Raw genomic sequence first — 25,155 nt, forward strand, 5'->3', positions numbered from 1 at the left:
CGATGGGTCGTAGAGCGGCCCTAACCATAAGATGAGCCTGAACTAACGAGGAATCAATTCTCAGAAAGGTTGAGCGCTTCCTAAAACACTGCAGGAACTTCCGTCTGGATATTTGCCTTTTGCTGCAACCGCTGATTCAACCTGACCAAATCGATAACCGCATCGCTGATGCGGACCGCTACCGATGACCCTTCACTGCCGCGCAATCCTCATGTTGATTCATCCGGCAAGGGAGGCCCCGCAGGTAGATGCAAAGTGAATGTCAAATGGTGGTTGATAATGATTGGTTAGTTGAGCCTTTGCGCCGTTGCGCTACGCTGGAAAAACACTGCCGTGGCGCTGTGCCTGCCAGCAGGAGCGCAACATGAACTTATCGAACAGGCCAGCGAACAGATGAGCCGCGGCTTCGCCCTGGTCGCCTGGCCGGCGAAGTACAACGACAGCGGTGTCATGAGCTTCATGATCAGCCACGACGGCCAGGTGTTCGAGAAGGACCTGGGGCCGCAGGGCGACAAGATCGCCAAAGCCATGAAGCGCTTCGACCCGGATGACAGCTGGAAAGAGGTAGACGTCAACGCCAGCGAATGAACGGCAGTGCGCGCACTGCGCCAGGCTGGGTGAAAACTACCCGGTGCTGTTCCGCTTTGGTGCGCGCCTGCCTCAATACAGGTCTGATCGCACAGGTTGGATCAAGCAATCAGGCAAAAAGTGTGCAGGGTGCACCGGTAAGGTTGTGCCGATTGCCCGCAAATTTCCGGTTTTTCGCGCAAGGCAAAAGCGGCCCGCATATTGCTCCCCTGGTCGCAACGACAACCCGGAGCACCGTGCCATGAGCTCACCTACCGAATTCCCGCTATGCGAAGCCCCGCCATCCTCGCGCAAGGGGCTGCTGCCCATTGCCATGGTGTTGTTCAGCTTCACCTTCTTCACCGGCACCATGTTCGCCGGTGGCAAGCTGGGCATGGCCTTCAATTTCGTCGACATGCTGTGGGTCGCCGCCATCGGCAACACGCTGCTGGCGCTGTATGCCGCAGCCCTGGCCTTCATCGCCTCACGCAGCGGCTTGAATACCGTGCTGATGGGGCGCTTCTGTTTCGGTGAGGCGGGCAGCCGGCTTTCCGACTTCCTCCTGGGCTTTGCGGAGCTTGGCTGGTACGCCTGGGGCACTGCGACCGTGGCGATCGTGCTGGTCAAGCTGCTGGGCCTGGCGGGTGGCTTCACCGTACCGTTGATGGTGCTGTTCGGCCTGGGCTTCAGCATTACCGCGATCATCGGCTTCAAGGGCCTGGACCTGCTGTCGCGGGTGTCGGTACCGCTGATGTTCGCGCTGCTGCTGGTGTCGATGTACATCGCCACCGCCGATGCCGGGGGCTTTGCCGGCCTGGCCGCGGTGGTGCCCCATGAAACCATGACCTTCTCGGCAGCGGTGACCATGGTCTTCGGCACCTTCGCCAGCGGGGCCACCCAGGCCACCAACTGGACCCGGCTGTCGCGCAGCGGGCGGGTGGCGGTGGTGGCCAGCATCGTCGCCTTCCTGCTCGGCAACGGCCTGATGGTGGTGGCCGGGGCCTGGTGCGCGATGGTCTACCAGCAGGCCGACATCGTCGAAGTGATGATGCTGCAAGGCCTGTCGTTCGCAGCCGTGGTGATGCTCTGCCTGAACCTGTGGACCATCCAGGGGCCGACCATCTACAACGTCTCGGCAGCGGCCTGTCACCTGCTGCGCAGCGAGCGCCGACGCTCCGCCACGCTGGCGGCGGCGGCGGTGGGCATCGTGCTGGCGATCGGTGGCATGTATGAAATGCTGATCCCGTTCCTGGTGTTGCTGGGTTCGATCATTCCGCCCGTGGGCGGGGTGATCATGGCCGATTTCTGGTACCGCCACCGCGGCAAGTACCCGGCGCTGGCCTCGGTGCAGCTGCCGCGCTACAACCTCCTGGGCCTGGGGGCCTATGCGCTGGGTGCGCTGCTGGCCTACGCCTCGCCCTGGGTCGCGCCGCTGGTAGGCATTGGCGCCTCGGCCCTGTGCTACATCGTCCTGCTTGAGGTCAGCGGCCGGCGCCGGGCGCTGGGCCAGGCGGGCGTCGAGCCGTGAGCCTGGCGCTGAACGAGATCCTGCACCTGCCGGGCCTGCAGGAGATGACCGTGCGTGCCGGTGCGCGCAACCTGCAGCGGCGGGTGCGCTGGCCCTACGTGGCCGAGAACGAAGGCATCGCCGAGTGGGTGATGGGCGGCGAACTGGTGTTCGTCACCGGCATCAATCACCCGCGTGGCGAGGCCAATCTGCTGAGCCTGGTCGAGGATGGCGAGGCGGTGGGCATTGCCGGGATGGTGATCCTCACGGGCGGCACCTTCATCCAGACCATTCCGCCGGCAGTGATTACCCGTGCCGAGCAACTGGGCCTGCCGTTGATCGAGCAACCCTATGCCCTGAAGATGGTGATCGTCACCCACCTGATCGGCACGGCCCTTGTGCAGATGAACCAGGTGCGCCGCTCGCGCAACGATATCCTCGGCCAGTTGCTCAGTGGTGACTACCCGAGCCTGGCCATTGCCCGCCAGCGTGCGGCGCACCTTGAACTGGCACTGGATGAGCCGCGTCGCGTGGTGGCGCTGCGCTTGCTACACGTCGAGCAGCTGTTCGAGCGCCATGGCCTGGCCCAGGGCGAGCGCCTCTGGCAGGCTACCCGTCAGGCTCTGGCAGACCAGCTCGAAGCCTGGTGCCGCGAGCGACCGGGAACCGTCACCGCACAATTGCCGGGCGACCTGCAGGTGCTGTTGCTGGCAGATGCCGCCGACCTGCCGTTGACGTTGGCCGCGCTGCACCGGCAGCTGGCCGCGGTGGTGGGGGAACTGGCACTGTATATGGGCCTGTCGCGCCTGGCTGCCGACTGCGCCCACTACCGGCAGGCGCTCAGCGAGGCGCGCCAGGCCCTGGAGGTGGCGCAGCAGCTGCACCCGGCCAACGGCTTCTGCGACTTCGGCGAGCTTGGCGTGCTGCGCCTGCTGCAAGGTATCTTCGACCGGTCGCTGATCGATGACTTCGTTGCCCAGACCCTGGGCCCGCTGATCGCCCCTGCACGCAAGCAGCCGCATGTGCTGGTGCACACCCTCGACGCCCTGCTCAAGGAAAACGGCAACGGGCTCAAGGCCGCCCAGCGCCTGGGCCTGCATCGCAATACCATCAACCAACGTATTCAACGCATCGAACAACTGAGCGGGCAGTCCCTTGACGACCCGCTGTTTCGGATGAACGCTTCTGTTGCCATGCTGGTATGGCGCCTGAACGAAGCCCAAGGTAAGGAGTAACGCCATGAACATCATCAATGCCCGCCTGCGTGGCAAGCCCGGCCTGTTCCGCATCGAGCTGGACGGCGAGCGCATCGCCGCCATCGCGCCGCAGGCTGACGTGGCCGTACTGGCCAGCGCGGCTGACCTGGACGCTCGGCAGAACCTGGTAGTGGCGCCCTTCGTCGAGCCGCACATCCACCTCGACGCCACCCTCACGGCGGGCGAGCCGAAGTGGAACATGAGTGGCACCTTGTTCGAAGGCATCGAACGCTGGGCCGAGCGCAAGGAAATCACCACCCACGACGACATCAAGACCCGCGCCAAGAAGACCATCGGCATGCTGGTGGACCATGGCATCCAGCACGTGCGCACCCATGTCGACGTCACCGACCCCAAGCTGACCGCACTCAAGGCCATGGTCGAGGTGCGCGACGAGGTGCGCGACCTGGTCGACCTGCAGATCGTCGCGTTCCCTCAGGAGGGCATCGAGTCATACGCCAATGGCCGGGCGCTGATGACCGAAGCGGTGGCCATGGGCGCCGATGTGGTTGGCGGCATTCCGCATTTCGAGAACACCCGCGACCAAGGCGTGGCGTCGATCAAGTTCCTCATGGACCTGGCCGAGCGCACCGGCTGCCTGGTGGACGTGCATTGCGATGAGACCGACGACCCGCAGTCGCGCTTCCTCGAAGTGCTGGCCGAAGAAGCACGGGTGCGCGGCATGGGCGCGCGGGTCACGGCCAGCCACACCGTGGCCATGGGCTCCTACGACAACGCCTACTGCTACAAGCTGTTCCGCCTGCTGAAGATGTCGGGGATCAACTTCGTCTCGTGCCCCACCGAAAGCATCCACCTGCAAGGGCGCTTCGACGGCTACCCCAAGCGCCGCGGGTTGACCCGCGTGGCCGAGATCGACCGGGCCGGGATGAACGTGTGCTTTGGCCAGGACTCCATCGTCGACCCGTGGTACCCGCTGGGCAACGGCAATATCCTGCGCATTCTCGAAGCCGGGCTGCACATCTGCCACATGCTTGGCTACGAAGACCTGCAACGCAGCCTGGACCTGATCACCGACAACAGCGCCCGCACCCTCAACCTCGGCGAGCGCTATGGCATCGAGGTCGGGAGGCCGGCCAACCTGCTGCTGCTGTCGGCGCCGGATGACTACGAGATGGTTCGTAGCCAGGGCCATGCGCTGGTGTCGGTGCGCAACGGCAAGGTATTGATGCGCCGCACGCCGGTGCAGGTCGAACGGCTTGCCTGACGGCTCGCGCCGCAGATCAGTACCGCGAATACTGATACCAGCTAGCGTGAAACAGCGCCCTGGTCTTCGGGGAGAGCGCCTAGCGCCCCAGCAGTTGCCCCACCAACCACTGCCCGGCGGGCCCCAGCGCCCGCTGGCGCGACCAGGCCACATCCATGGCCACCCGCCGCGGGTAGCCGGCCATGGGCAGCTCCACCAGGCCACTGCCGAAGCGCGCTACCAGCGCCTTGGGCAGTTCGGCCCAGCCGAAGCCGCGCACGGCGAACTCCAGCAAGGTCAGGTAGTCCGGTGCCGACCAGGCCTGGCCGTGGCCATGGGGCAGGCTTGCGGCGTAGGTCTTGATGTACAGCTGGCGCGCGTTTTCCAGGTGCTCTGGCTGTAGCGCCGGCAGCTTCGCCAGCGGGTGTTCGCTGCTGGCATACAAGCAGAATTCCGCCTGCTCGGGCAGGCGTGCCACGCTGACATCGGCCGGGTAACGGTCCTGTGCGGCGAGGATGCCGATATGCGCCAGGCCTTGCTGCACCAGGTCGATCACGTCAGCGTCTTCTGAGGGGCCGCAGCGCAGTTCGGTGTGCGGGTAATGCTCGGCGAAGCGGCCCATCGCCGCGCCCTGGAAGGTGACGCTGTAACTGTCGGACATCACCACTGACACCAGCGGTTCGACCTGGTCAGCCAGGCGCACGGCCAAGGCATCCAGTTTGGCGCTGGCATCGAGGATCGCCTCGACGTGCTTCAGTACCTGATGGCCGGCGGCATTGAGCGTGGGGTGGCGGCCGGCGCGGTCGAACAGCGGGCAACCGATGTCGGCTTCGAAGTTGGCGATGGCGATGCTGATGGTCGACTGGCTTTTGCGCAGTTTGCGCGCAGCGGCGGAGAACGAACCAAGGGCGGCGGCCTCGACGAAGGCGACGAGGGCTTCAGGTGAGTAGCGCATGGATATCGATAAATGCTATGGACGCAGGGCCATGAGTATCGATCCTGTCAATGTGCAAGGCAAGCATGCGCCGAGGCAGCTGTGCGGCGCCCTGGGTGACTTGGATCCGCATCGGCTTGCGCAAGCATTCACCGCTGACTGACGCAGCCGCCCATGATCTGCAATCGATCGTACAGCGATGCTGCCCTCAGCTGCGTCCTTTGGCCGGTTTTCGTACGGGTTTGTCTTTGCCTGGCATGTGCAGATAGGACATTACGCTTTCGGTCAATTCGGACGCCAATTGCACCGCTTCAGTGTTGCGGGCCATCACCCCGGCGACCAGTGCTTCGATAAGGGCCAGTACGGCGCCGTTGGAACTGATCAGCACAGGGTGGTCGGCCGGGGCAAACAGCACATGCTCGGCGATGCTGGCCAAGGGCGAGGCGGGCGAATCGGTTATCGCCAGCACGGTTGCCCCGCGTTCGCTGGCAAAGCGCGACAGCTGCAACGTGTCGAGCGAGTAGCGCGGCAGGGAAATCGACAGCAATACATCCTGTCTGGTGATGGACGCCAGGCGGTAAGCGGCGTTCTCGTTGCCACCTTCCATGCTCACCGCCGTGGCATCGGCGCAGAATGGCACCAGGTTGGCTGCGGCGAGGCCGGCCATGTATGCGCTGTTGCCAAAGCCGAGTATGTAGATCTTGCGGGCTTGGGTCAGGCAACGGACAAACGCTTCGAAGGTGTCGGCGGTGTTGTTGCTGCCGGTGGTGTGCAGGTTGCCGGTGGCGATCTGTACCTGCTCGTGCAGGCCAAAGGTGCCGTCCGGGCGTTGTGCCAGTTCATTGCGCAGCTTGTCCACCGGCGACACCATCTGTTGCAGGGTGCTCACCAGCTCGGCTTTCAGCCCGGTATAGCCGCCCATGTCGATGGCTTTGGCCAGGCGGTTGACGGCGGCCGCCGAGGTGCAGGTTTCAACGGCCATCTCCTCGATGGTCAGCGTCGCCGCTTTCAAAGGATGACGCAGGATGAAGTCTGCCACCTTGCGCAGCGAAGGTTGCAGGTGGGGGGCGGCCTCCGCCAGCTTGCGCATCACCGGCGCAGCGTAGATGGTCAGGTTCTTGGCAGATGTCGGCATTGGGGTCGGCACGTTGGAGGAATGGGCGTACGCGCCTGGTCGAGGCGGTCATGGCAAAGACCGCAGTGTATCCCAAGGAGGGCGCGAATGTAGCGCCCTGCAGGGCGGCATGCCACAACCTACTTCAGGCTGCCGGCCAGAAACTGCTGCAGGCGCTCGGAGCTGGGCCGGGCCAACAGTTCACGCGGGCAGCCGCTTTCCTCCACGCGGCCCTGGTGAAGGAACAGCAGCTGGTTGGACACTTCCCGGGCAAAGCCCATCTCGTGGGTCACCACCACCATGGTGCGACCTTCCCGGGCAAGGTCGCGCATGACCTTGAGCACCTCGCCCACCAGCTCCGGGTCCAGCGCCGACGTCGGTTCGTCGAACAGCATGACCTCCGGCTCCATGGCCAGGGCGCGGGCGATCGCCACACGCTGTTGCTCTCCACCGCTCATGTGGCCAGGGTAGGCGGCTTGGCGATGGCCAACGCCGACTTTCGCCAGATAGTGCTCGGCCCGTTCGCGGGCTTCTTTCCTGCCCACACCCAGCACGTGCACCGGCGCTTCCATGACGTTTTCCAGCGCTGTCATATGTGACCACAAATTGAAATGCTGGAAGACCATCGACAGGCGTGAGCGCATGCGTTGCAGCTGCCTGCTGTCCGTGGCGCTGAGAGTACCACGGGACCTGTGCCGCGCCAGTTGCAACTCCTCGTTGTTGAGCAGGATGCGCCCGCCGTGTGGTTCTTCCAGCAGGTTGATGCAGCGCAGGAAGGTGCTCTTGCCCGAGCCGCTGGAGCCGATGATGCTGGTGACATCACCGGCCTTGGCTTTCAGGGAAACGCCCTTGAGCACGTCGTGGGTACCGTAGCGTTTATGCAGGTCTTCGATTTGCAAGGTGTACATGGCAGGGGCTCTCTTGTTGTCAGTCGGTAAGCAGGCGGCCATGGCGCAACGGGTGTGCGCCGGCGACCTTGGCCAGCCACAGCCCGGGCTGGGCGTAGCGCAAGCGCTCGCGGGCGTAGAGGATTCCGGCGGTGGTGGCGTGTACCACGGAGTGCTGGTCGCTGATAGGGTCGATCACCTCGAACAAGGGATCGCCTGCAGCGACCCGCTTGCCCAGGGGCTGCAGGAAACTCACCACGCCCGGGTGCGGCGCACAGGCGTACTGCGCGCCGGAGAACGGGGTGGCGTCACAGCATGTCGAAGGCGCGGCGGGCCAATCGCCGCTGAGCAGACCCTGATCGGCCAGAAAGCCCAATATGGCTTCGGCACTGTGCTGCACCTGGGGGCGGTCGGTATCGGCCATGCCGCGCAGTTCGACCGTGGTGGCGACACAGGCCAGTGGGATGCGGGCGTGCCCGAACTGTTCTGCCAGGCGCAGCCAGGGCAGGGCACAGGCTTCATCGAACGAGCTGCCGCCGCTGTCCTCGGCCAGCAACACCGCGCCCGCGTCCAGGCGCGCAGCCAGCGGTTTCAGGGCTGGCCAGAGCTGGGGCAGAGCGTACAGCAGCACGACCGACTCAAAGTCGCAATGCAGGTCGAGCACCACGTCTGCGTCGCAGGCCTGTAGCAGCAGTATCCGGCGCAGGCCTTCGAGTGCCGAGGCCGCGGGCGGCATCGCGCTGATGGCCTCACGCATCAGGCGGCGAACCAACGCGATGTTGTGCCGCGCATCGTTACCCAGACGGCCTTCGAGCTGTGGTGCGATCAGTGCTGCCAAAGCAGGAAAGTCGCGGTTGAAGTTGTGCCCGCTGGCCAGGTCGAAGCGCCCCTGGTGAGTGGCCTGAAAAACCTGCCCCAGGCCGATCGGGTTGGCTACCGGCACCAGCTCGATCACGCCAGCCAGGCGGCCTTGGCGTTCCAGTTCGAGCAGGCGCTGCTTGAGCTCCGCTGCGACGCGCATGCCGGGAAGTTCATCGGCATGCAGGGCTGCCTGAATGTAAGCCTTGCGCGAGCCACTGCCAAAGCGGAACACCGAGACCCGACGTTCCATGCCAGCGCTGCTCCAGGGCAGGGTGTGTTGAATATGTTCCATGTAGATCTCTCAGTTCTTGCGCGGGGCCAGGTGGGCCAGCCAGCGGCCTTCTGCCAGTTTGAAAAGGCGCACCAGGATCAAGGTCAGGCACAGGTAGAACAGCCCGGCAGTGACGAAGGCCTCGAACGGCATGTAGTAACGCGAGCTGACGGTCCTGGCCACACCGGTGATGTCGACCAAGGTGACGATCGAGGCGAGCGAGGTTGTGTGCAACATCATGACGACTTCATTGCTGTACTGCGGCAGTGCACGGCGCAGCGAAGACGGCAGCAGGATCCGGCGGTACAGGGTAATGCGTGGCATGCCCATGGCATGGGCCGCTTCGATCTCGCCAGGCGGTGTGGCCCTCAGGCTGCCGGCGAGAATCTCGGCACTGTAGGCACTGGTGTTGATGGCGAACGCCAGGCAGGCGCAGAAGGTGGCGCTGGAAAGGTATGGCCACAGCACGCTGGTGCGCACTGCCTCGAACTGCGCCAGGCCGTAGTAGATGAGAAACAGCTGCACCAGCATGGGGGTGCCACGAATGACGTAGGTATACAGCCATGCCGGGGCGCTGAGCCATGGCTGGCGCGATACGCGCAACAGCGCCAGCGGGATGGCCAGCGCCAGGCCTGCGGCGAGGGCAATCAGCAGCAGTTTGAAGGTCACTAGCACACCGCCTGCAAAGAGCGGCAGGCTGTCGGCGATCAGCTTGAAGTCCAGCATGGAGCGTCCTCAAAGTTCGGCCAGACGGGTGCCGACGCTGTAGCGCTTTTCCACCAGGCGCAGGATGAGCAGCGATACGCTGGTGAGCGTCAGGTACAACGCGGCAACGGTCAGGAAGAAGGTGAATGGTTCATGGGTAGCGTCGGCCGCGCTCTTGGCCTTGAACATCATGTCCTGCAGGCCAATCAGCGATATCAGTGCCGTGGCCTTGGTCAGCACCAGCCAATTGTTGGTGAAGCCGGGCAGGGCGAAGCGGACCATCTGCGGCAGCAGCACTCGCCTGAAGACCTGCATGCCTGTCATCCCATAGGCCGCGCCGGCTTCGGCCTGCCCTCTGGGGATGGCCATGAAAGCACCGCGGAACGTTTCCGAAAGATAGGCACCGAAGATGAAGCCCATCGTGCAGACCCCTGCGATGAACGGGTTGATATCGATGTAGCGAGGATGACCGAGCAGCGGCGCGACACGATTGATCAGGTCCTGGCCGCCGTAGAAGATCAGCAGGATCAGTACCAGGTCAGGTATGCCGCGGATGACCGTGGCGTAGCTTTCGCCAAGCACGGCCAGCCACTTCAAGGGCGACAGGCGGCATGTCGCGCCCAGCAAGCCGAGGGCGATCGCCACTGTCATGGAAATCAGGGCCAGACTCAGAGTCAGCCAAGCCCCCTGGAGAATGGTCGGGCCGTAGCCGTGGAGCATGGTCGGGCCTCTTACTTGCCGTAGATGTCGAACGCAAAGTACTTCGCCTGTACCTGCTGATAGGTGCCGTTGGCGCGAACCGCGTCAATGGCTGCGTTGAGGCGGGCGGCGTGGTCGCTGTCACCCTTGCGCACGGCAATGCCTGCCCCCTTGCCGAAGTAACGTGGGTCGTTGAAGTCTGGGCCGACCAAAGCGAAGCCTTTGCTGATGGGGGTCTTGATGAAGCCTTCGCTGGTGTTCACGATGTCTGCCAGTGTCGCGTCCAGTCGGCCCGCGGCCAGGTCGAGGAAGGCTTCGTTCTGCGAGGCGTAGCGCACCACCTCGATGCCGGCGGGTTCGAACTGGTCAGAGGCGAATCGGTCGTAGGTCGATGCGCGCTGTACGCCCACCTTCTTGCCCTTGAGGTCCACCAACGGATCGTTCACCACGCTGCCGGCCTTCATCGCCAGCTTGCCAGGCGTCTGATAGTACTTCTTGCTGAAGTCCACCGACTTCAAACGGTCCTCGGTAATCGACATCGATGACAGTACCGCATCGATCTTGCGCACCTTCAGCGAAGGGATCAGCCCGTCGAACTCTTGCTCGACCCACTCGCATCTGACCTTCATTTCTGCGCACAGGGCATTGCCGATGTCATAGTCGAAACCGCTGATCTTGCCTTCCGGGGTCTTGAAGGCGAAGGGCGGATAGGCCGCTTCGATACCGATGCGCAGGGTATCGTCGCTGGCGGCGGTGATGCCACTGACGGCGCTGAGTGCCAGCGCGCCGAGAAGTACGATCTTGTTCATCTTGTTGACTCCTAGCTGGGGCGGATTGGGTGTGCGCGCAGGTTGCCTGGGCGATGGCGTTACCTGGGCCGTTGGTGTGCAGATTTATGACATTATTTTTTTCAGAAATCTACATTCGTGAAAATAAATTATCTACCTCTCTATTGCCTCTTCAGGTCGAGAAGCCTCTAGCGCGTGCCTTGCCGGTCGTTCTCACGTTTTTGTCCTGGCACGCGTCGGGGGCACGCCAGCGCGCAACGCTTGAAGACATGCCTGCGCTGATATATAAATTTTCAAAAAATAGAATCTGGAAAATATAGTTCCATGGCGCGCTGCCAGCCGGCTCGCACGAATTTCCATAACAAGAGCGACAATCCATGAACACACCGTTGAACGCGGGGGCAATGATCGCCGCCCTGATGCTTTCCTGTGCCAGTCCGGCCGCCCTGGCTGAAGGCAACTTGCTGGCCGTGGGCGGTATGCTGCGTGCCAGCAACCTTCCGGTCTATGACAAGTTCATCGAACTCGCCGGTGGTCGTCAGGACGCCCGCATCGTCATCGTCCCAACGGCCAGCGGCAGCCTGAGCTCGAGCAATCGCTTCATGGCGGAACTGGTTGCCCTCGGGGTTGCCGCGAAGCGCATCAGTATCGTGGGGGTCGACAAGCTCAACTACCAGCGAACCATGAACGATGCCGCAGTGGTCGAACCGCTGCGCGGTGCCAGCGGCGTGTGGTTTGTCGGTGGCGACCAGGCCCGGATCGCCCGCGCCCTGTTCAACGCCGATGGCTCCCCGTCGCTGCTGATGCAGGCTGTGCGCAGCGTCTATGACCGCGGTGGCGTGGTCGGCGGCACCAGCGCCGGTGCCAGCGTTCTGGGGGGACGGATGCCAACCGCCTTCGGCGTCGTGATGGATACCCTGGACTTCGGCGTGGCCAGCAAAGCTGACCAGCGCGGCACGGCGTTGCTCAAGGGTGCCGGCCTGTTCAAAGGTGGTGTGATCGATCAGCACCTCGATCAGATCGAGGAAACCAGCACCGGGCGTGTCGCGCGCATGGCAGCCTACCTCACCGGGGGCACGCTCAACCGCGGGTTCGGCCTGGACACCAACACCGCGATGTGGGTCAACCCTCAAGGGCAGGTACAGGTGCTGGGCGAGGGCTATCTGACCGTGATGGACACCCGCCAGGCAGAGAAATCCTTCGGCCTGTATGGCACACGGCTTAGCAATGTGCGCTTGGCCATGCTCAGCCATGGCGATCGCTATGACCTTGCCAGCGGCAAGGTGCAGCCCGCCCCAGGCAAGGCAGTCATTCAGGCCGGTAGCGAATACCTGTCGGGCAATCAGCTGATTACAGACCTTTCGGGCGTTTCGGCGATCGACCGGGCGGTGATCTATGGTCTGGCGGATAATACCGCCTCGCGGCAGCTGGGCCTGATGACCCGCTACAACCCGCTCAACGGCTACCACTACGGCTACCGTTTCGAGTTTAGCAAGACGCCTGACTTCAGCGCCTATAGCCAGGTGCACGATGCGCTGACCCAGTACAGCGTGGGTGGCGTGCGCCTGGATATCCGCCCGGTCAATGCCACCCTCGGCGAGCCCGCAACCAGCGCGCCGACCGACGCCGGCTCGGGGAGCAGCGGCGATGCGATTCGCGCCGTCAGTTTCAGGGGACTGATGACCTTGAACGCCGGCAACGCCTTCGAACCAGGGCGGCCCATCACCCGTCTGGAACTGGCCAATGCCCTGCAGATGACGCTGGCCGCGGAGCCCAGGCGGGACCGGTTGCCCGCGTTGACCGATGTCGGCGCCGAACACCCGCTGCGTGATCAACTCGACGTGGTGCTGTCCAACGGGTGGATGAGCAGCAGCGAACCCTTCTCTGTCAACCAGCTCGTCAGCCGCAAGGAATGGGCGCTGGCCTGCCGGGCGCTGGTAGAGCGTTATCAGGGCATCCGCCTGAGCAGAACTGCGGCGTTGTCGGACATCGGTGGCCTGGCCAAAGCCTATGCCGATGCGGCCACCCTCACCGTGGGTGAGGGCTGGTTGCAGGCCGAGCAAGGCCGCTTCAACCCACGAGCCCCGGTAACCCGGGCCGAAGTGGCGCAGGTACTGGCCAAGGTCGTCGGGTTGCAACCGCTGTAAGTTGAACCTGGCCGCGCTTGGCCTGGCGCAGCATCGACCCTCCGTCAACCCACACAAGAGTCCTGTATGAAAATCAGCAGGTTGGAAGCGTTCGCCCTGGAAAAATTGCTGCAACCGCAAAGCCCGAAAGCCTTCGCCATCGCCCAGCCGGCGTTCCAGGTTCTGGAGCGGACGCAAACCAAGGCTGGCTTCTATTCGATCATCCAGTTGCCAGCGAGCATGGAGAGCCTGCACGACGATGCAGAGTTGAAGTGGCTGTTCAAGCTCAAGCAATCCAAAGCCAAGGGCTATTTCGTTTGCTGGGCAGAGTCGGCGACCACCCTGTGCCTGGAGGCGGTCATCAGCAAAGGGACGTGCCCACCCGAATTTTCACTGGAGCAATTGGCATAGGGCCGATGCGCCTGTCCTGACTGGCGGTGCAAGCCGCCACGTACCCCCATAACAAGAACAATGGAGCAAGCAATGAATACCGTGAAAGCGACCCTGATCGCAGTGGCCCTCGCCTCTACTCACGCCCAGTGGGCAGGTGCTGGCGAACAGCAGGCCTCGAAAGGCTTGATCGAAGACAGCACGCTGAACCTGCTCAACCGCAACTTCTGGATGCACCGCGACTATCGCAATGCCAGGCGCAACACCCGGAATGAATGGGACCAGGGGATCCAGGCGCACTATGTGTCGGGTTTTACCCCGGGCATGCTGGGCTTGGGTTTCGATGTGCATGCATATGGCGGCATCAAGCTTGATGGTGGACGCGGAAGCGTCGGCAACGGAATCCTGCCGGTGGATAGTGAGGGGCGTATAGAACACAGTACCGGCGAATTGGGCGGTGCGGTGAAGCTGCGGGTGTCGTCCACTACCTTGAAATATGGCGAGCAACGCACCACCGCCCCGGTGTTTGCCACCAGCGATTCGCGTCTGCTGCCGGAGACCGCGACCGGCGTTCACCTGGCCAGCCAGGAGTACGAGAAGCTGTCCGTTGAAGGAGGGCACTTCACTTCGATCAACCGACGTGACTCGAGCAACGCCGATGGCGCTCTGACCACCGAATACGCAGGTGTGGAAGCGCGCAGCGTTGATTTCATCGGTGCCACCTACCACGTCACCGACAGGCTCAGCCTGGCGGCCTACGCCAGCCAAGCCGAAGAGCTCTGGCGCCAGTATTTCGCCAACGTCTACTACACACTGCCCCTGGCTGAAACCCAGTCCGTGAGCTTCGACCTGGTCGCTTACAACACCCGCGATCAGGGCGCTGCGTTGGCTGGGCAACTGGACAATACGGCATATTCGCTCAAGGGTGCTTACAGCCAGGGTCCGCACAAGCTCAGCGTGGCGTACCAGAAGATCAGCGGCGACGACTTTTTCGACTACATCGGTGGTGATTCGATCTGGCTGGCCAACTCGGTCCAGTACTCGGACTTCAACGCCCCCAACGAGCGCTCCTGGCAGTTGAGATACGACCTGAACCTGGTGGCCTTCGGTGTACCGGGGCTGACGCTCATGGCCAGGTATGTGAAGGGCGATCAGATCGACGGTACCCGGGTGGACCCGAACGGCCCGTTCGCGGGATGGGCGGGAGATGACCAGAAGCACTGGGAACGGGATATGGAAGCCCGCTATGTCATCCAGGCCGGCATGGCCAAGGACCTCTCGTTCCGCCTGCGCCAGGCCACCCACCGTTCCACTTCATTCGATAACGACCTGGATGAAGTGCGGCTGATCGTGGAGTACCCGCTGAGCTTGCTGTAATCCGTGGGGCGATGGATGCCTGCCTGAGGATCGAAAAGACGATGCCCACGTTCCCTGCGCAAGGCAGGCATCAAAGCGCCGAGGCTCAGGCTTGCTTGGCGCTTGCAGTGGCGGTTGCTTCAGCCTGAGACGGCCTCGTTCTACGTGCGACACGGCGCGTACCGGATGTGTCAGTACCGCGTCAATTCGCCCCATCGACTGCGCATGCACGTCCAGCCCGGCGACATGCGGCCGATGGACGACGCCGCTGGGGCCCAGGCGTTGCGCGCGCCGTTCGCCAGCGGTATCGCCATGCAAAAGCCGTTTTACTCGATGGGAGCCACAGACCCGCATGCCGCATCGGTCGCCTTTCCCGTGTACGGCGCTGGCGACGAGCTGGTCGGCGCACTGGTCCTTTCCGGCCCATCCAGCCGGCTCACCCCGGAGTGTGCCGAAGCCTTCAACGACATCTTCTTCGACGCTACCCGTGACCTGATGCGCAGCCTTGGCTGCAAGGCCGCAGATGGCTTGCCGGCAGCCGGGAAGTAAACATCGCCAGCTGGACGCGGGGCGGCTACTAGCGCAATGACCGCTGTAGCCGTTCGGTCAGGTTCAGCAGATCACTGAATCAGCGGCACGCCACTGAGCTTCTGCAGCTCGTCGAAGTCGATGTCCGCGCAGATCTCTACCACTTTCAGGCCATCGGCAGTCACTTCCAGCACGGCCAGGTCGGTGTAGATACGGCTGACGCAACCGATGCCGGTCAGCGGGTAGGTGCACTCGGGCACCAGCTTGCTTTCGCCGGTCTTGGTCAGGTGGTCCATCATCACGAACACCTGGCGGGCGCCCGTGGCCAGGTCCATCGCGCCGCCCACGGCGGGGATCGAACCTTCGGCGCCGGTGTGCCAGTTGGCCAGGTCGCCCTTGACCGACACCTGGAAGGCGCCGAGTACGGCGATGTCCAGGTGGCCGCCACGCATCATCGAGAACGAGTCGGCGTGGTGGAAGAAAGCACCGCCGGTGAGCAGGGTCACGTGTTGCTTGCCGGCGTTGATCAGGTCGTCGTCTTCTTCACCTGGCGCAGGGCTCGGGCCCATGCCCAGCAGGCCGTTCTCGCTGTGCAGGAACACTTCCTTGTCGCCCAGGTAGTTGGCCACCAGGGTCGGTGCGCCGATGCCCAGGTTGACGTAGGCGCCTTCCTGGATGTCTGCGGCCACGCGCTGGGCCATCTCGGTTCGGGAGAGCTTTTTGGTGATGGTCATGGCAGGCCTCAGACAGCGTTGGCGATCGAAGAAGCGGCAGCGCCGGAAACGGCGACCACGCGCTGGACGAAAATACCCGGGGTGATGATGTGCTCCGGGTCCAGTTCACCGAGCTCGACGACCTGGTCGACCTGGGCGATGGCGGTCTTGGCCGCCATGGCCATGATCGGGCCGAAGTTGCGCGCGGCCTTGCGGTAGACCAGGTTGCCCCAGCGGTCACCCTTGTGCGCCTTGATCAGTGCAAAGTCGGCGTGCAGTGGCATTTCCAGCACGTACATGCGGCCGTCGATTTCACGGGTTTCCTTGCCTTCGGCGAGCAGGGTGCCATAGCCGGTCGGCGAGAAAAACGCCCCGATGCCCGAACCCGCGGCGCGGATGCGCTCCGCCAGGTTGCCTTGTGGCACCACTTCCAGTTCGATCTTGCCGGCACGGTACAGTTCGTCGAACACGTAGGAGTCGGACTGGCGCGGGAAGGAGCAGATTACCTTGCGCACGCTGCCGGCCATCAGCAGAGCGGCCAGGCCGATCTCGCCGTTGCCGGCGTTGTTGCTGATGATGGTCAGGTCGCGGGCACCGGTGGCGATCAGGCCATCAATGAGTTCGGACGGCATCCCGGCGGTGCCGAAGCCACCGACCATGATGGTCGAACCGTCGGTAATCCCTTCCACCGCGCTGGCGATGGACTCAAACGTTTTATTGATCACAGCGAGCTCCTGGTTCTTCCTGGAGTATGAATTGTCGACCTGCCGCGTTGACGCGGTGGGGCCATGCAGCGCGTTGGCGTTGTGTGCTGACTGCCCATAGCGTGCCGCAATAGCGTGAAACAGTAGAGAGGGTGGAGAGGAATTTGTGCGATTACCGAACTGTTGTGCGATTTCTGAGCGGCCCGGCTCCCTGGCATTCACTCCGATGCAAACGACGGCCGCTCGGCGAACCAGGCCACCGCCAGCGCCTTGAACGCCTCGGCCGAAGGCGTCAGCGGATAGCGCTGGTCATGCGCCAGAACGATGCTGTGGGTGGGCAGCTTCTCCTCGGTCGGCCGGCAGACCAGCGCTTGCCCATCGTAGCTGCGGTCACCAAAAGGCCGGGTATAGATCAGCGCCACGCCAAAGCCATTGGCGACGAGGCTACGCTGCAGCTCGAAGGTGCGCACACGGTGCACAACGGCCGGTGACAGGTCGTAGAAGCTGAACAGGTCCAGCACATGCTGCCAACTTTGCGCCTGATCGGTGACCACCAGGGTGTATTGCGCCAATGCCTTGAGGCTGACGCGCGGCTGCCTGGCCAAAGGGTGATCGGCCGCCAGCAGTACCTGAGCGGTCAGCTCACACAGCTGAGTGCAGTGGGTGTTCGGCGGCAAACCCAGGTCGTAGGTGATCGCCAGTTCTATCGCCCCTTCACTGAGCCGCTTGCCCACGAAATCGAAGCTGCCATCGCGCATGTCGACCGTGACCCTTGGGCAGGACTCCTGCATCCGCCGCACGATTTGCGGCAGGCAATAGGGCGCCAGGTCTTCGAAACAGCCGACCACCAGTTCGCCGACGCACTCACCTGCATTGGCATTGATTTCGGCAAAGGTCTGCGCCTCTGCCAGCACGCGACGGGCCTGGACCATGACTGTGCGACCGAAGGGTGTCAGCGATATGCCCAGGCCCCGTTGGCGGATGAAGATCGATTGCCCCAGCACCTCCTCCAGCTCGGTGATGGCGGCCGAGATGGAGGGTTGTGAAACATGCAGTTCCATGGCCGCAGCCGTCAGGTTTCCATGCTTGGCCGCTGCGAGCGCATAGCGCAGTTGGCGCAGTGTGAACTTCATAGGTTTTTCCTTTGTGATGCATCAGCACTTATTATTTTATCCTTTTTTTACATTGTGAAATATTTCTCCTGCGCAGTGCTCACCAAGGACGGCACGCCAGCCAGGCTGGCGTCCCTCTTTGGGCCGGATGCCCTCGAATACTGCAATCAATGTTCTTGTTTGGGAGCGTCACAATGACAATTACAAAGGCTCTGCTGACCACGACACTCTCTCTCGGGTTGCTGGCGTGCGCTGGCGGCAGCCAGGCCGCCAACTGGTGCGAGTCTGGCAAACCGGTCAAATTCGCCGGTTTGAACTGGGAAAGCGGGATGCTGCTCACCGACGTGATGCAGTTCGTGCTGAAAAACGGTTACGGCTGCGATACCGATAGCCTGCCGGGTAACTCCATCTCCATGGAGAACGCCCTGAGCAGCAACGATATCCAGGTGTTCGCCGAAGAATGGGTAGGGCGCAGCGAGGTATGGAACAAGGCTGCGGCTGCCGGCAAGGTCGTCGGCGTCGGCGCCCCGGTGGTAGGCGCGGTCGAGGGCTGGTACGTGCCGCGTTATGTGATCGAAGGCGATGCCAGGCGCAAACTCGAAGCCAAGGCACCCAACCTCAAGCGCATCGCCGACCTGGGGCAATACGCTCAGGTCTTCCAGGACCCGGAAGAACCGGACAAGGGGCGCTTCTACAATTGCCCGGCCGGCTGGACCTGTGAGCTGGACAACAGCGAAATGCTCAAGCAATACGGCCTGGAGAACACCTATACCAACTTCCGCCCGGGCACCGGCCCGGCGCTGGATGCCGCCGTGCTGTCGAGCTACAAGCGTGGTGAGCCGATCCTGTTCTACTACTGGTCACCGACGCCGTTGATGGGCCAGGCCGACCTGGTCAAGCTGGACGAGAAGCCCGGCGTGGACAAATCCGTGACCATCAAGGTGGGGGTGTCCAAGGCCTTCCACGAGCAGGCGCCGGAACTGGTGGCGGTACTGGAAAAGGTCAATCTGCCGATCGACCTGCTGAACCAGAACCTGGCGCGCATGAGCAAAGACCGTATCGAGTCGCCGGAGCTGGCCAGGTTGTTCCTCAAGGAACACCCCGAAGTCTGGCACAGCTGGGTCAGCGAAGACGCAGCCAAGAAGGTCGATGCGGCACTCTGAAAGCGGGGGGCGTCCGGCGCTTGCCGGATAAACCCACGTCGGTCCGCTCCATGCACTTGCTCGAGACAATTCCATGTTTCCCAAAAACTTCACGTTCTCCATTGCCGACTGGGTCAATGGCTGGGTCGATGCGCTGGTAAGCAACTACGGCGATGTGTTCCGGCACGTCTCCGACACCCTGTTGTGGGCCATCGTCAACCTCGAAGGCCTGCTGCGCGCGACCCCTTGGTGGCTGGTGCTGGCCATCGTCGCGGGTATTGCCTGGCACGCCACCCGCAAGGTCGCGGCCACCGCCGTGATCGTCGGCTTGCTGTTCCTGGTCGGTGCGGTAGGCCTCTGGGACAAGCTGATGCAGACCCTGGCGCTGATGCTGGTGGCCACGCTGATCTCGGTGCTGGTGGGCATTCCGCTGGGGATCCTGTCGGCGCGCAACGACCGCCTGCGGGCGGTGTTGATGCCGCTGCTCGACATCATGCAGACCATGCCCAGCTTCGTGTACCTGATCCCGGTGCTGATGCTGTTCGGCCTGGGCAAGGTGCCAGCGATCTTTGCCACCGTCATCTATGCCGCCCCGCCACTGATCCGCTTGACCGATCTGGGGATTCGCCAGGTGGATGGCGAAGTGATGGAGGCAATCAATGCCTTCGGCGCCAATCGCCTGCAGCAGCTGTTCGGCGTGCAACTGCCCCTGGCGTTGCCGAGCATCATGGCAGGTATCAACCAGACCACCATGATGGCCCTGTCGATGGTGGTCATCGCGTCGATGATCGGGGCCCGTGGCCTGGGTGAAGACGTCCTGGTCGGCATTCAGACCCTCAACGTCGGCCGTGGCCTGGAAGCGGGCCTGGCCATTGTGATTCTGGCGGTCGTGATCGACCGTATTACCCAGGCTTATGGCCGGCCACGGCATGGGGTGGGCAAATGAGCGCCAAGCAGATGATGAACAAGATCGAAGTGAAGAACGTCTTCAAGATTTTCGGGGCGCGCGCCGAGGAGGCCCTGGCACTGATCCGCCAGAAGAAGGCCAAGGACCAGGTGCTGGCCGAAACCGGCTGTGTGGTTGGCGTCAACGACCTTTCGTTGTCCATCGGCAGCGGTGAGATCTTCGTGATCATGGGGCTGTCGGGCTCGGGCAAATCAACCCTGGTGCGCCACTTCAACCGCCTGATCGACCCCACCAGTGGCCAGATCCTGGTCGATGGCGAGGACATCCTGCAATACGACCTGCCGGCCCTGCGGGAATTCCGCCGACACAAGATCAGCATGGTGTTCCAGAGCTTCGGCCTGCTGCCGCACCGCAGCGTGCTGGACAACGTCGCCTATGGCCTGAAAGTCCGTGGCGAGAACAAGGCCACGTGCACTGAGCGAGCCCTGAACTGGATCAACACCGTGGGCTTGAAGGGGTATGAAAAATCGTACCCGCACCAGTTGTCGGGCGGGATGCGCCAGCGCGTCGGCCTGGCCCGTGCCTTGGCCGCCGACACTGACATCATCCTCATGGACGAAGCCTTCAGTGCGCTCGACCCGCTGATTCGCGCCGAAATGCAGGACCAGCTGCTGGAGCTGCAGAAGACCCTGCACAAGACCATCGTCTTCATCACTCACGACCTCGATGAAGCGGTGCGTATCGGCAACCGGATTGCCATTCTCAAAGACGGTCGCCTGATCCAGGTCGGCACGCCGAAGGAAATCCTCTATCAGCCTGCGGACGAATACGTCGATCGTTTCGTGCAGCGCCGCGTAGCTTCGCTTTAAGGAATTGCGTGTATGTCGTTTGCCAAAAAAATCATCATCGCCGATGCGCCTGTTCACTGGCAGGACGTGGTGGCCGTGGCGCGGCATGGCGCCAGGCTCGAGCTGGCGCCCTCGGCCTGGGCGCGGATCGACAACGCCCAGGCGATTGTCCAGCGCATCGTTGCCAGCGGTGAACGCGCCTATGGTGTCAACACCGGGCTTGGCGCCTTGTGCAATGTCTCATTGCAAGACGAACAGCTCAGCCAGTTGTCGCGCAATACCCTGCTCAGCCATGCCTGCGGCGTGGGGGCAGCGCTGTCGGATGAACAGACCCGGGCGATCATGTGCGCGGCGGTCATCAATTTCAGCCAGGGCCGTTCCGGCCTGCAACGCAAGGTGGTCGAGGCGCTGCTGACACTGCTCAATCAGCACATTACCCCACAGGTTCCGAAGCAGGGGTCGGTGGGATATCTGACCCACATGGCCCATATCAGCATCAGCTTGCTGGGCGTCGGCCAGGTCAGCTATCGCGGTCAGATCGTACCTGCGCAGCAAGCCTTGGCCGAGGTTGGCCTGGCGCCGGTCAGGCTGGGCGCCAAGGATGGCCTGTGCCTGGTCAACGGCACCCCGTGCATGACCGGCCTGAGCTGCCTGTCTCTGGATGACGCCACGCGGTTGAGCCAATGGGCGGACGTGATCGGTGCAATGAGCTTCGAAGCCCTGCGTGGCCAACTCGATGCGTTCGACGCGCAAGTCATCGCGCTCAAACCGCACCCCGGCATGCAGCGTGTGGGCAGCAACTTGCGCCGCCTGCTTGACGGCAGCGAAGTCATTGCCAGCAGCCATGGCATCCGCACCCAGGATGCCTTGAGCATTCGTTCGATCCCGCAGGTTCATGGCGCCGCCCGCGATCAGTTGGCCCACGCTGCGCGGCAGATTGAAACCGAACTCAATTCCACGACCGATAACCCGATGTTGCTGGGTACGCCCGAGTCCTATCGAGTGGTTTCCCAGGCGAACCCGCACGGCCAGTCGGTGGCCATGGCGGCTGACTTGCTGGCCATCGCGGTAGCCGAGATCGGGGCGATTGCCGAGCGCCGGCTCGACCGCCTGATCAACCCGTTGGTCAGTGGCTTGCCGGCGTTCCTGGTCAGCCAGCCCGGGGTGAATTCGGGCATGATGATTGTCCAGTACGTGGCCGCTTCCCTGTGTGCGGAAAACCGCCAGTTGGCGCAACCGGCTGTCATCGACAACTACGTCACCTCCGGGCTGCAGGAGGATCACTTGAGCATGGGCACCAATGCCGGGTTGAAGCTGCACCGCGCCTTGGAGAACTGCACGCAGATCCTTGCCATCGAGTACCTGTTGGCGGCCCAGGCATTCGAGTTCCTCAAGGAGCAGCGTTTTGGGGCAGGGACGGAGGTTGCCTGGCGCTTGCTGCGCGAGCGGGTGCCGGCCTATGTCCAGGACCGATGGCTGGCCCCGGATATCGTCAGCAGTGCCGCGATCCTGAAGGAGCCAGGGCTGCTGGATGCTGCCTTCCCCGGGTTGCTATGACGTGGGCTGTCATGAGTGTTCCACAGCGTTGCTGAACAGCTTGACGGCCTCCACGACTTGGCGCGCTCCGCTTTGAATGTCCTCGATCACCTGTCCCGCCTGGCCAACCATTTCGACGCCGAGGTCGGCTTTACCAAGACTTTTCTGCATGCCCTGAACAGCGACGAGGGAGAGATCATGGTTTCGCTTTACCACATCCTTGATCTCCGTTGTTGCTTGGGCGGTACGCACTGCCAACTTGCGAACTTCGTCTGCTACCACGGAAAAACCCCTGCCGTGCTCTCCCGCTCGGGCCGCTTCAATCGCTGCATTCAGGGCCAAGAGGTTTGTTTGCTCGGCAACCTCGCGTATGGTTTGAATGATGCGGGTGATGGCTTCGGATTGCCTGTTGACTGCCTGAATCTGCTCCCCGGCTTTGGAAAGCTCATCGGCAATTTCTCGCACCGTGGCGATGGTTTGCCGAACGATAAGTGCGCCCTCGTGAGCGCTGCGGTCGGTGTTGTGGGCGATTTCATAAGCCAGCGCGGCAGCCGCTGATTCAGCGTGTTGGTGGTTGACTTGAGGTGTTATGTCGCGAGCAAATTTGACAATTTTGTACAGCCTGTTCTCGGTATCGAAGACCGGGTTGTAAGTCGCGCTCAGCCAGACGGTATTGCCGTGCCGGTCAACTCGCTGGAAGCGGCCAGAGAAAAACTCACCTGCGTTCAGCCGTTTCCAGAATTGTTGGTATTCAGCCGAGTCCGCTTCCTGCGGCGTGCAAAACAGTCGGTGATGCTTGCCCTGGATATCTTTTACTTCATATTTGAATGTGCGCAGAAAGTTTTGATTGGCTTCAATGAGGTGCCCGTTCAGGTCGAACGAGACAATGGCCATGGCGCGATGGATGGCGTCTATTACACCCCTTTGCTCTTGCTCAATCTTTACCCGGTCTGTTACAACGGTCGCGAGCATCAGGATCTCTTCTACGCCGCCATCTGAGCGGAGAATCGGATTGTAGCTCGCTTCCATCCATACTTTCGTTCCCGCTTTATTACAGAGCGCAAACCGATCGCGAACATACTCACCTCTGCGCAATTTTGTCCAAAGGTCGCTATTTATACCTGTAGGGGTGTCATCCTTCGGGGCGAGCAGGGTGTGATGCTTTCCAATCAGTTCGTCTTGACGGTAATCCAGCGCATGTAGCAAGTTCTGGTTGGCGCTGATGATGGTGCCGTTCGGTGTAAGCGCCATCACCAGGTTGGACAGGTCGATGGCGCGCGTTCTTGCCTCCGTGTACCTTAACGCCGATGAGGCATGTTCAAGTTCGAGCTTTAATCGAGTATTAAACATAAGCTTTCCTAGTGCTGCTTTGATTTTGGGCTCGGTGCTTCTGTGTCATCGATGTCGTGGCTAAGGCCAACTAATACGGGGGAGGGTTTCGATCGCGGGCTTGGCGAAAAAGTACCCTTGAAATAAGTTGACGCCAATGTCTTGCAGTGTCGTCAATTCTTCCAAGGTTTCTACGCCTTCGGCGATGACCTCGATGCCGAGCCCCTTGGATATCGTTACGATTCCATGGGTTATCACTCTTTTGGCTTTGCTGTGCTGAATCCCTCGGATGAGATCCATGTCGATTTTTATGATGTCCGGCTGAAAATCGGCAAGTAAGTTGAGTCCAGAGTAGCCGGCGCCGAAATCATCGATAGCCGTTTTGAAACCCTGCTTCCTGTAAGAGCTCATGATGTTCTTGATATGAGATTTGTCACGGATGCTCTCGCCTTCAGTGACTTCGAAGATGATTCGATCAATCGGGAATCCGAATGTCTCGGCGGCCTCCAGTGTGGTGCGTATGCAGGCGTCTGCTTGATAGACCGCGTTGGGTAAAAAATTGATGCTTAAAAAATTTTGAACGCTGGCTTTTGCGGCTAATTCAACGGCTTTGACTCGGCATGCTTGATCGAAGCGGTATCGATTAGACTCATTGACCTTGTCCAAAATGGATTTGGCACCCGCTCCGTCTGTGCCGCGCACCAGAGATTCATAGCCGAATACAGTGTTGTTGAAGGTATTTACAATCGGTTGAAAGGCCATGGTGAAATCGACATCAAAGCCGCGATTGTCCTTGCAGTTGCGGCAACCGTGGGGCCGCTGAGCCGTGACGGGTATGAGTTCTGTAGACAAGCTGGCACCTCGTGTGGGGCGGTGGTATGGCTCCGTGCCGATGTCCTGGAGGTGCTTGCACGCTCCCTGAGACGAAGTATTGCCCCAATACTTGTACAAGGAAAGCTGTTTGTACAATTATTTTTCGTACGTAAGGCGGTGTATCAGCCAAATCGGGTGACAAAAAAGCCATATCGAGGTCTTTGTGGGCTTCTGTGCCTGAGGCTGTACAACTTTGGGGGCGGTGCGGCGACGCCATTGCACTTACGGGTCCCTCAGCGCGCTTTGGTATTGATAAAACTGATGGGAGCTATATCGCAAGCATCTGTTCCATCAAAGAAAATGGGGCCACGTAACCACATGTTGGAATCTGCCATGAACAAAGTCTCTTTCACCGAACGCATGGTCCATGCCGTCGGCTATGAAATCTTCGCCGTGCTGCTGTGTGCGCCCTTGCTCTCGTGGATCATGGGCAAGTCGCTGGCCACGGCCGGTACCCTGGCGGTCACGCTGTCGCTGATCGCAATGGCCTGGAACATGGTCTACAACGCGCTCGTCGACCGCTTCGTGGCGACGCCTCGCATTCAGTGGAAAGCCCCGGCGCGCCTCGTCCATGGTCTGGGCTTCGAGGCGGGCCTGGTGGTCTGGTGCCTGCCGGTGGCGGCCTGGATGCTGGAGATCTCGCTGCTGCAGGCGTTCATGGTCGAGCTGGGCTTCTTCGTGATCATCTTGCCCTACACCGTGGTGTACAACTGGGCGTTCGACCGGGCCCGGTACTTCATCATGCAGCGCCGAGCCGTGGCCTGAGGTCTCAGAAGTGCTTGCTTGCAGCGGCGGTGA

General features: G+C 62.0%; 23 protein-coding genes and 3 pseudogenes. 13 read left to right on the plus strand and 13 right to left on the minus strand.

Translation table 11 applies throughout. From position 1 onward, the window contains the following. Positions 1 to 348: 348 nt before the first annotated feature. The 4 genes and pseudogenes from ACTORR_RS26615 to codA form a co-directional block, all read left to right on the plus strand. Positions 349 to 588 (plus strand): annotated as a pseudogene (locus ACTORR_RS26615) (DUF2950 family protein); the annotation flags it as partial. 241 nt (positions 589 to 829) lie between these two features. Continuing rightward, entirely contained in the window at positions 830 to 2,095 is a 1,266-nt protein-coding gene (codB, locus tag ACTORR_RS26620) for a cytosine permease (protein WP_099815716.1), read from the plus strand. Further along, the gene (locus ACTORR_RS26625) at positions 2,092 to 3,309 is read left to right on the plus strand and encodes a PucR family transcriptional regulator (RefSeq protein ID WP_054887406.1); all 1,218 of its coding nucleotides are present in this window, start codon (positions 2,092 to 2,094) and stop codon (positions 3,307 to 3,309) included. The genes codB and ACTORR_RS26625 overlap by 4 nt, the downstream gene beginning before the upstream one ends. A gap of 4 nt (positions 3,310 to 3,313) precedes the next feature. Then, the gene (gene codA, locus ACTORR_RS26630) at positions 3,314 to 4,555 is read left to right on the plus strand and encodes a cytosine deaminase (protein ID WP_441344077.1); all 1,242 of its coding nucleotides are present in this window, start codon (positions 3,314 to 3,316) and stop codon (positions 4,553 to 4,555) included. Between the two features lie 79 nt (positions 4,556 to 4,634). On the opposite strand, the gene ACTORR_RS26635 is transcribed toward codA, so the two are convergent. The 7 genes from ACTORR_RS26635 to ACTORR_RS26665 all read right to left on the minus strand — a co-directional run bounded on the left by ACTORR_RS26635 (position 4,635) and on the right by ACTORR_RS26665 (position 10,814). Further along, positions 4,635 to 5,489 carry a LysR family transcriptional regulator gene (locus ACTORR_RS26635; RefSeq protein WP_054887404.1) on the minus strand — a complete coding sequence of 285 codons (855 nt, stop codon included), beginning with the start codon at positions 5,487 to 5,489 and terminating at the stop codon, positions 4,635 to 4,637. Positions 5,490 to 5,676: 187 nt separating this feature from the next. Next, complete coding sequence (locus ACTORR_RS26640) at positions 5,677 to 6,603, minus strand: MurR/RpiR family transcriptional regulator (RefSeq protein ID WP_054887403.1); 927 nt, start codon at positions 6,601 to 6,603, stop codon at positions 5,677 to 5,679. A gap of 119 nt (positions 6,604 to 6,722) precedes the next feature. Continuing rightward, positions 6,723 to 7,490, minus strand: a complete 768-nt coding sequence (locus tag ACTORR_RS26645) for an ABC transporter ATP-binding protein (protein WP_054887402.1) — start codon at positions 7,488 to 7,490, stop codon at positions 6,723 to 6,725. A 19-nt stretch (positions 7,491 to 7,509) separates the two neighbouring features. Continuing rightward, a complete protein-coding gene (locus tag ACTORR_RS26650) occupies positions 7,510 to 8,622 on the minus strand; it encodes a succinylglutamate desuccinylase/aspartoacylase family protein (protein WP_099815719.1) in 1,113 nt (370 codons plus the stop codon). A gap of 9 nt (positions 8,623 to 8,631) precedes the next feature. Beyond that, positions 8,632 to 9,327: an ABC transporter permease gene (locus tag ACTORR_RS26655; RefSeq protein ID WP_054887400.1), complete on the minus strand. Its 696-nt coding sequence runs from the start codon at positions 9,325 to 9,327 to the stop codon at positions 8,632 to 8,634. Between the two features lie 9 nt (positions 9,328 to 9,336). Beyond that, positions 9,337 to 10,026 (minus strand): ABC transporter permease, encoded by a 690-nt coding sequence (locus ACTORR_RS26660; protein ID WP_054887399.1) that lies wholly within the window; start codon positions 10,024 to 10,026, stop codon positions 9,337 to 9,339. An 11-nt stretch (positions 10,027 to 10,037) separates the two neighbouring features. After that, positions 10,038 to 10,814, minus strand: a complete 777-nt coding sequence (locus tag ACTORR_RS26665) for an ABC transporter substrate-binding protein (protein WP_099815720.1) — start codon at positions 10,812 to 10,814, stop codon at positions 10,038 to 10,040. A 356-nt stretch (positions 10,815 to 11,170) separates the two neighbouring features. Between ACTORR_RS26665 and ACTORR_RS26670 the strand changes: the two genes are divergently transcribed. The 4 genes and pseudogenes from ACTORR_RS26670 to ACTORR_RS26685 all read left to right on the plus strand — a co-directional run. Then, entirely contained in the window at positions 11,171 to 12,940 is a 1,770-nt protein-coding gene (locus ACTORR_RS26670; RefSeq protein WP_099815721.1) for a cyanophycinase, read from the plus strand. A 66-nt stretch (positions 12,941 to 13,006) separates the two neighbouring features. Continuing rightward, the gene (locus tag ACTORR_RS26675) at positions 13,007 to 13,330 is read left to right on the plus strand and encodes a hypothetical protein (RefSeq protein ID WP_054887396.1); all 324 of its coding nucleotides are present in this window, start codon (positions 13,007 to 13,009) and stop codon (positions 13,328 to 13,330) included. 72 nt (positions 13,331 to 13,402) lie between these two features. Continuing rightward, on the plus strand, positions 13,403 to 14,686 hold the full coding sequence (locus ACTORR_RS26680; RefSeq protein WP_313365208.1) for an OprD family porin: 1,284 nt from the start codon (positions 13,403 to 13,405) through the stop codon (positions 14,684 to 14,686). A 126-nt stretch (positions 14,687 to 14,812) separates the two neighbouring features. Beyond that, positions 14,813 to 15,214, plus strand: a pseudogene (locus ACTORR_RS26685) (IclR family transcriptional regulator); the annotation flags it as partial. Between the two features lie 71 nt (positions 15,215 to 15,285). On the opposite strand, the gene ACTORR_RS26690 reads toward ACTORR_RS26685, so the two are convergent. From ACTORR_RS26690 to ACTORR_RS26700, 3 genes are all read right to left on the minus strand, one after another. Then, positions 15,286 to 15,927 carry a 3-oxoacid CoA-transferase subunit B gene (locus tag ACTORR_RS26690; RefSeq protein WP_054887386.1) on the minus strand — a complete coding sequence of 214 codons (642 nt, stop codon included), beginning with the start codon at positions 15,925 to 15,927 and terminating at the stop codon, positions 15,286 to 15,288. An 8-nt stretch (positions 15,928 to 15,935) separates the two neighbouring features. After that, positions 15,936 to 16,631 carry a 3-oxoacid CoA-transferase subunit A gene (locus ACTORR_RS26695; RefSeq protein ID WP_054887385.1) on the minus strand — a complete coding sequence of 232 codons (696 nt, stop codon included), beginning with the start codon at positions 16,629 to 16,631 and terminating at the stop codon, positions 15,936 to 15,938. Positions 16,632 to 16,828: 197 nt separating this feature from the next. Beyond that, a complete protein-coding gene (locus ACTORR_RS26700) occupies positions 16,829 to 17,743 on the minus strand; it encodes a LysR family transcriptional regulator (protein WP_054887384.1) in 915 nt (304 codons plus the stop codon). Positions 17,744 to 17,916: 173 nt separating this feature from the next. Here ACTORR_RS26700 and ACTORR_RS26705 point away from each other — a divergent pair, with 173 nt between their 5' ends. The 4 genes from ACTORR_RS26705 (at position 17,917) to ACTORR_RS26720 (ending at position 22,176) form a co-directional block, all read left to right on the plus strand. Continuing rightward, the gene (locus ACTORR_RS26705; RefSeq protein WP_054887383.1) at positions 17,917 to 18,885 is read left to right on the plus strand and encodes an ABC transporter substrate-binding protein; all 969 of its coding nucleotides are present in this window, start codon (positions 17,917 to 17,919) and stop codon (positions 18,883 to 18,885) included. Positions 18,886 to 18,958: 73 nt separating this feature from the next. Further along, positions 18,959 to 19,810 (plus strand): ABC transporter permease, encoded by an 852-nt coding sequence (locus tag ACTORR_RS26710; RefSeq protein ID WP_054887382.1) that lies wholly within the window; start codon positions 18,959 to 18,961, stop codon positions 19,808 to 19,810. Then, positions 19,807 to 20,640: a quaternary amine ABC transporter ATP-binding protein gene (locus ACTORR_RS26715; protein ID WP_313365207.1), complete on the plus strand. Its 834-nt coding sequence runs from the start codon at positions 19,807 to 19,809 to the stop codon at positions 20,638 to 20,640. Before ACTORR_RS26710 ends, ACTORR_RS26715 begins: the two co-directional genes overlap by 4 nt. Before the next feature lie 12 nt (positions 20,641 to 20,652). After that, a complete protein-coding gene (locus tag ACTORR_RS26720) occupies positions 20,653 to 22,176 on the plus strand; it encodes an HAL/PAL/TAL family ammonia-lyase (protein ID WP_054887380.1) in 1,524 nt (507 codons plus the stop codon). Between the two features lie 9 nt (positions 22,177 to 22,185). On the opposite strand, the gene ACTORR_RS26725 is transcribed toward ACTORR_RS26720, so the two are convergent. From ACTORR_RS26725 to ACTORR_RS26735, 3 genes and pseudogenes are all read right to left on the minus strand, one after another. Further along, a complete protein-coding gene (locus ACTORR_RS26725) occupies positions 22,186 to 22,746 on the minus strand; it encodes a methyl-accepting chemotaxis protein (protein WP_409521037.1) in 561 nt (186 codons plus the stop codon). Further along, positions 22,735 to 23,505: pseudogene (locus ACTORR_RS26730) on the minus strand (PAS domain-containing protein); the annotation flags it as partial. The pseudogene ACTORR_RS26730 and the gene ACTORR_RS26725, both read right to left, overlap by 12 nt. A 60-nt stretch (positions 23,506 to 23,565) precedes the next feature. Then, positions 23,566 to 24,336 (minus strand): EAL domain-containing protein, encoded by a 771-nt coding sequence (locus ACTORR_RS26735; RefSeq protein WP_262110167.1) that lies wholly within the window; start codon positions 24,334 to 24,336, stop codon positions 23,566 to 23,568. A 354-nt stretch (positions 24,337 to 24,690) separates the two neighbouring features. Here ACTORR_RS26735 and ACTORR_RS26740 point away from each other — a divergent pair, with 354 nt between their 5' ends. Further along, positions 24,691 to 25,122, plus strand: a complete 432-nt coding sequence (locus tag ACTORR_RS26740; protein WP_054887377.1) for a multidrug/biocide efflux PACE transporter — start codon at positions 24,691 to 24,693, stop codon at positions 25,120 to 25,122. Positions 25,123 to 25,155: the final 33 nt, after the last annotated feature.

This window comes from Pseudomonas sp. SAR267 (assembly GCF_052077595.1).
Classification (GTDB): Bacteria; Pseudomonadota; Gammaproteobacteria; order Pseudomonadales; family Pseudomonadaceae; genus Aquipseudomonas; species Aquipseudomonas vlassakiae.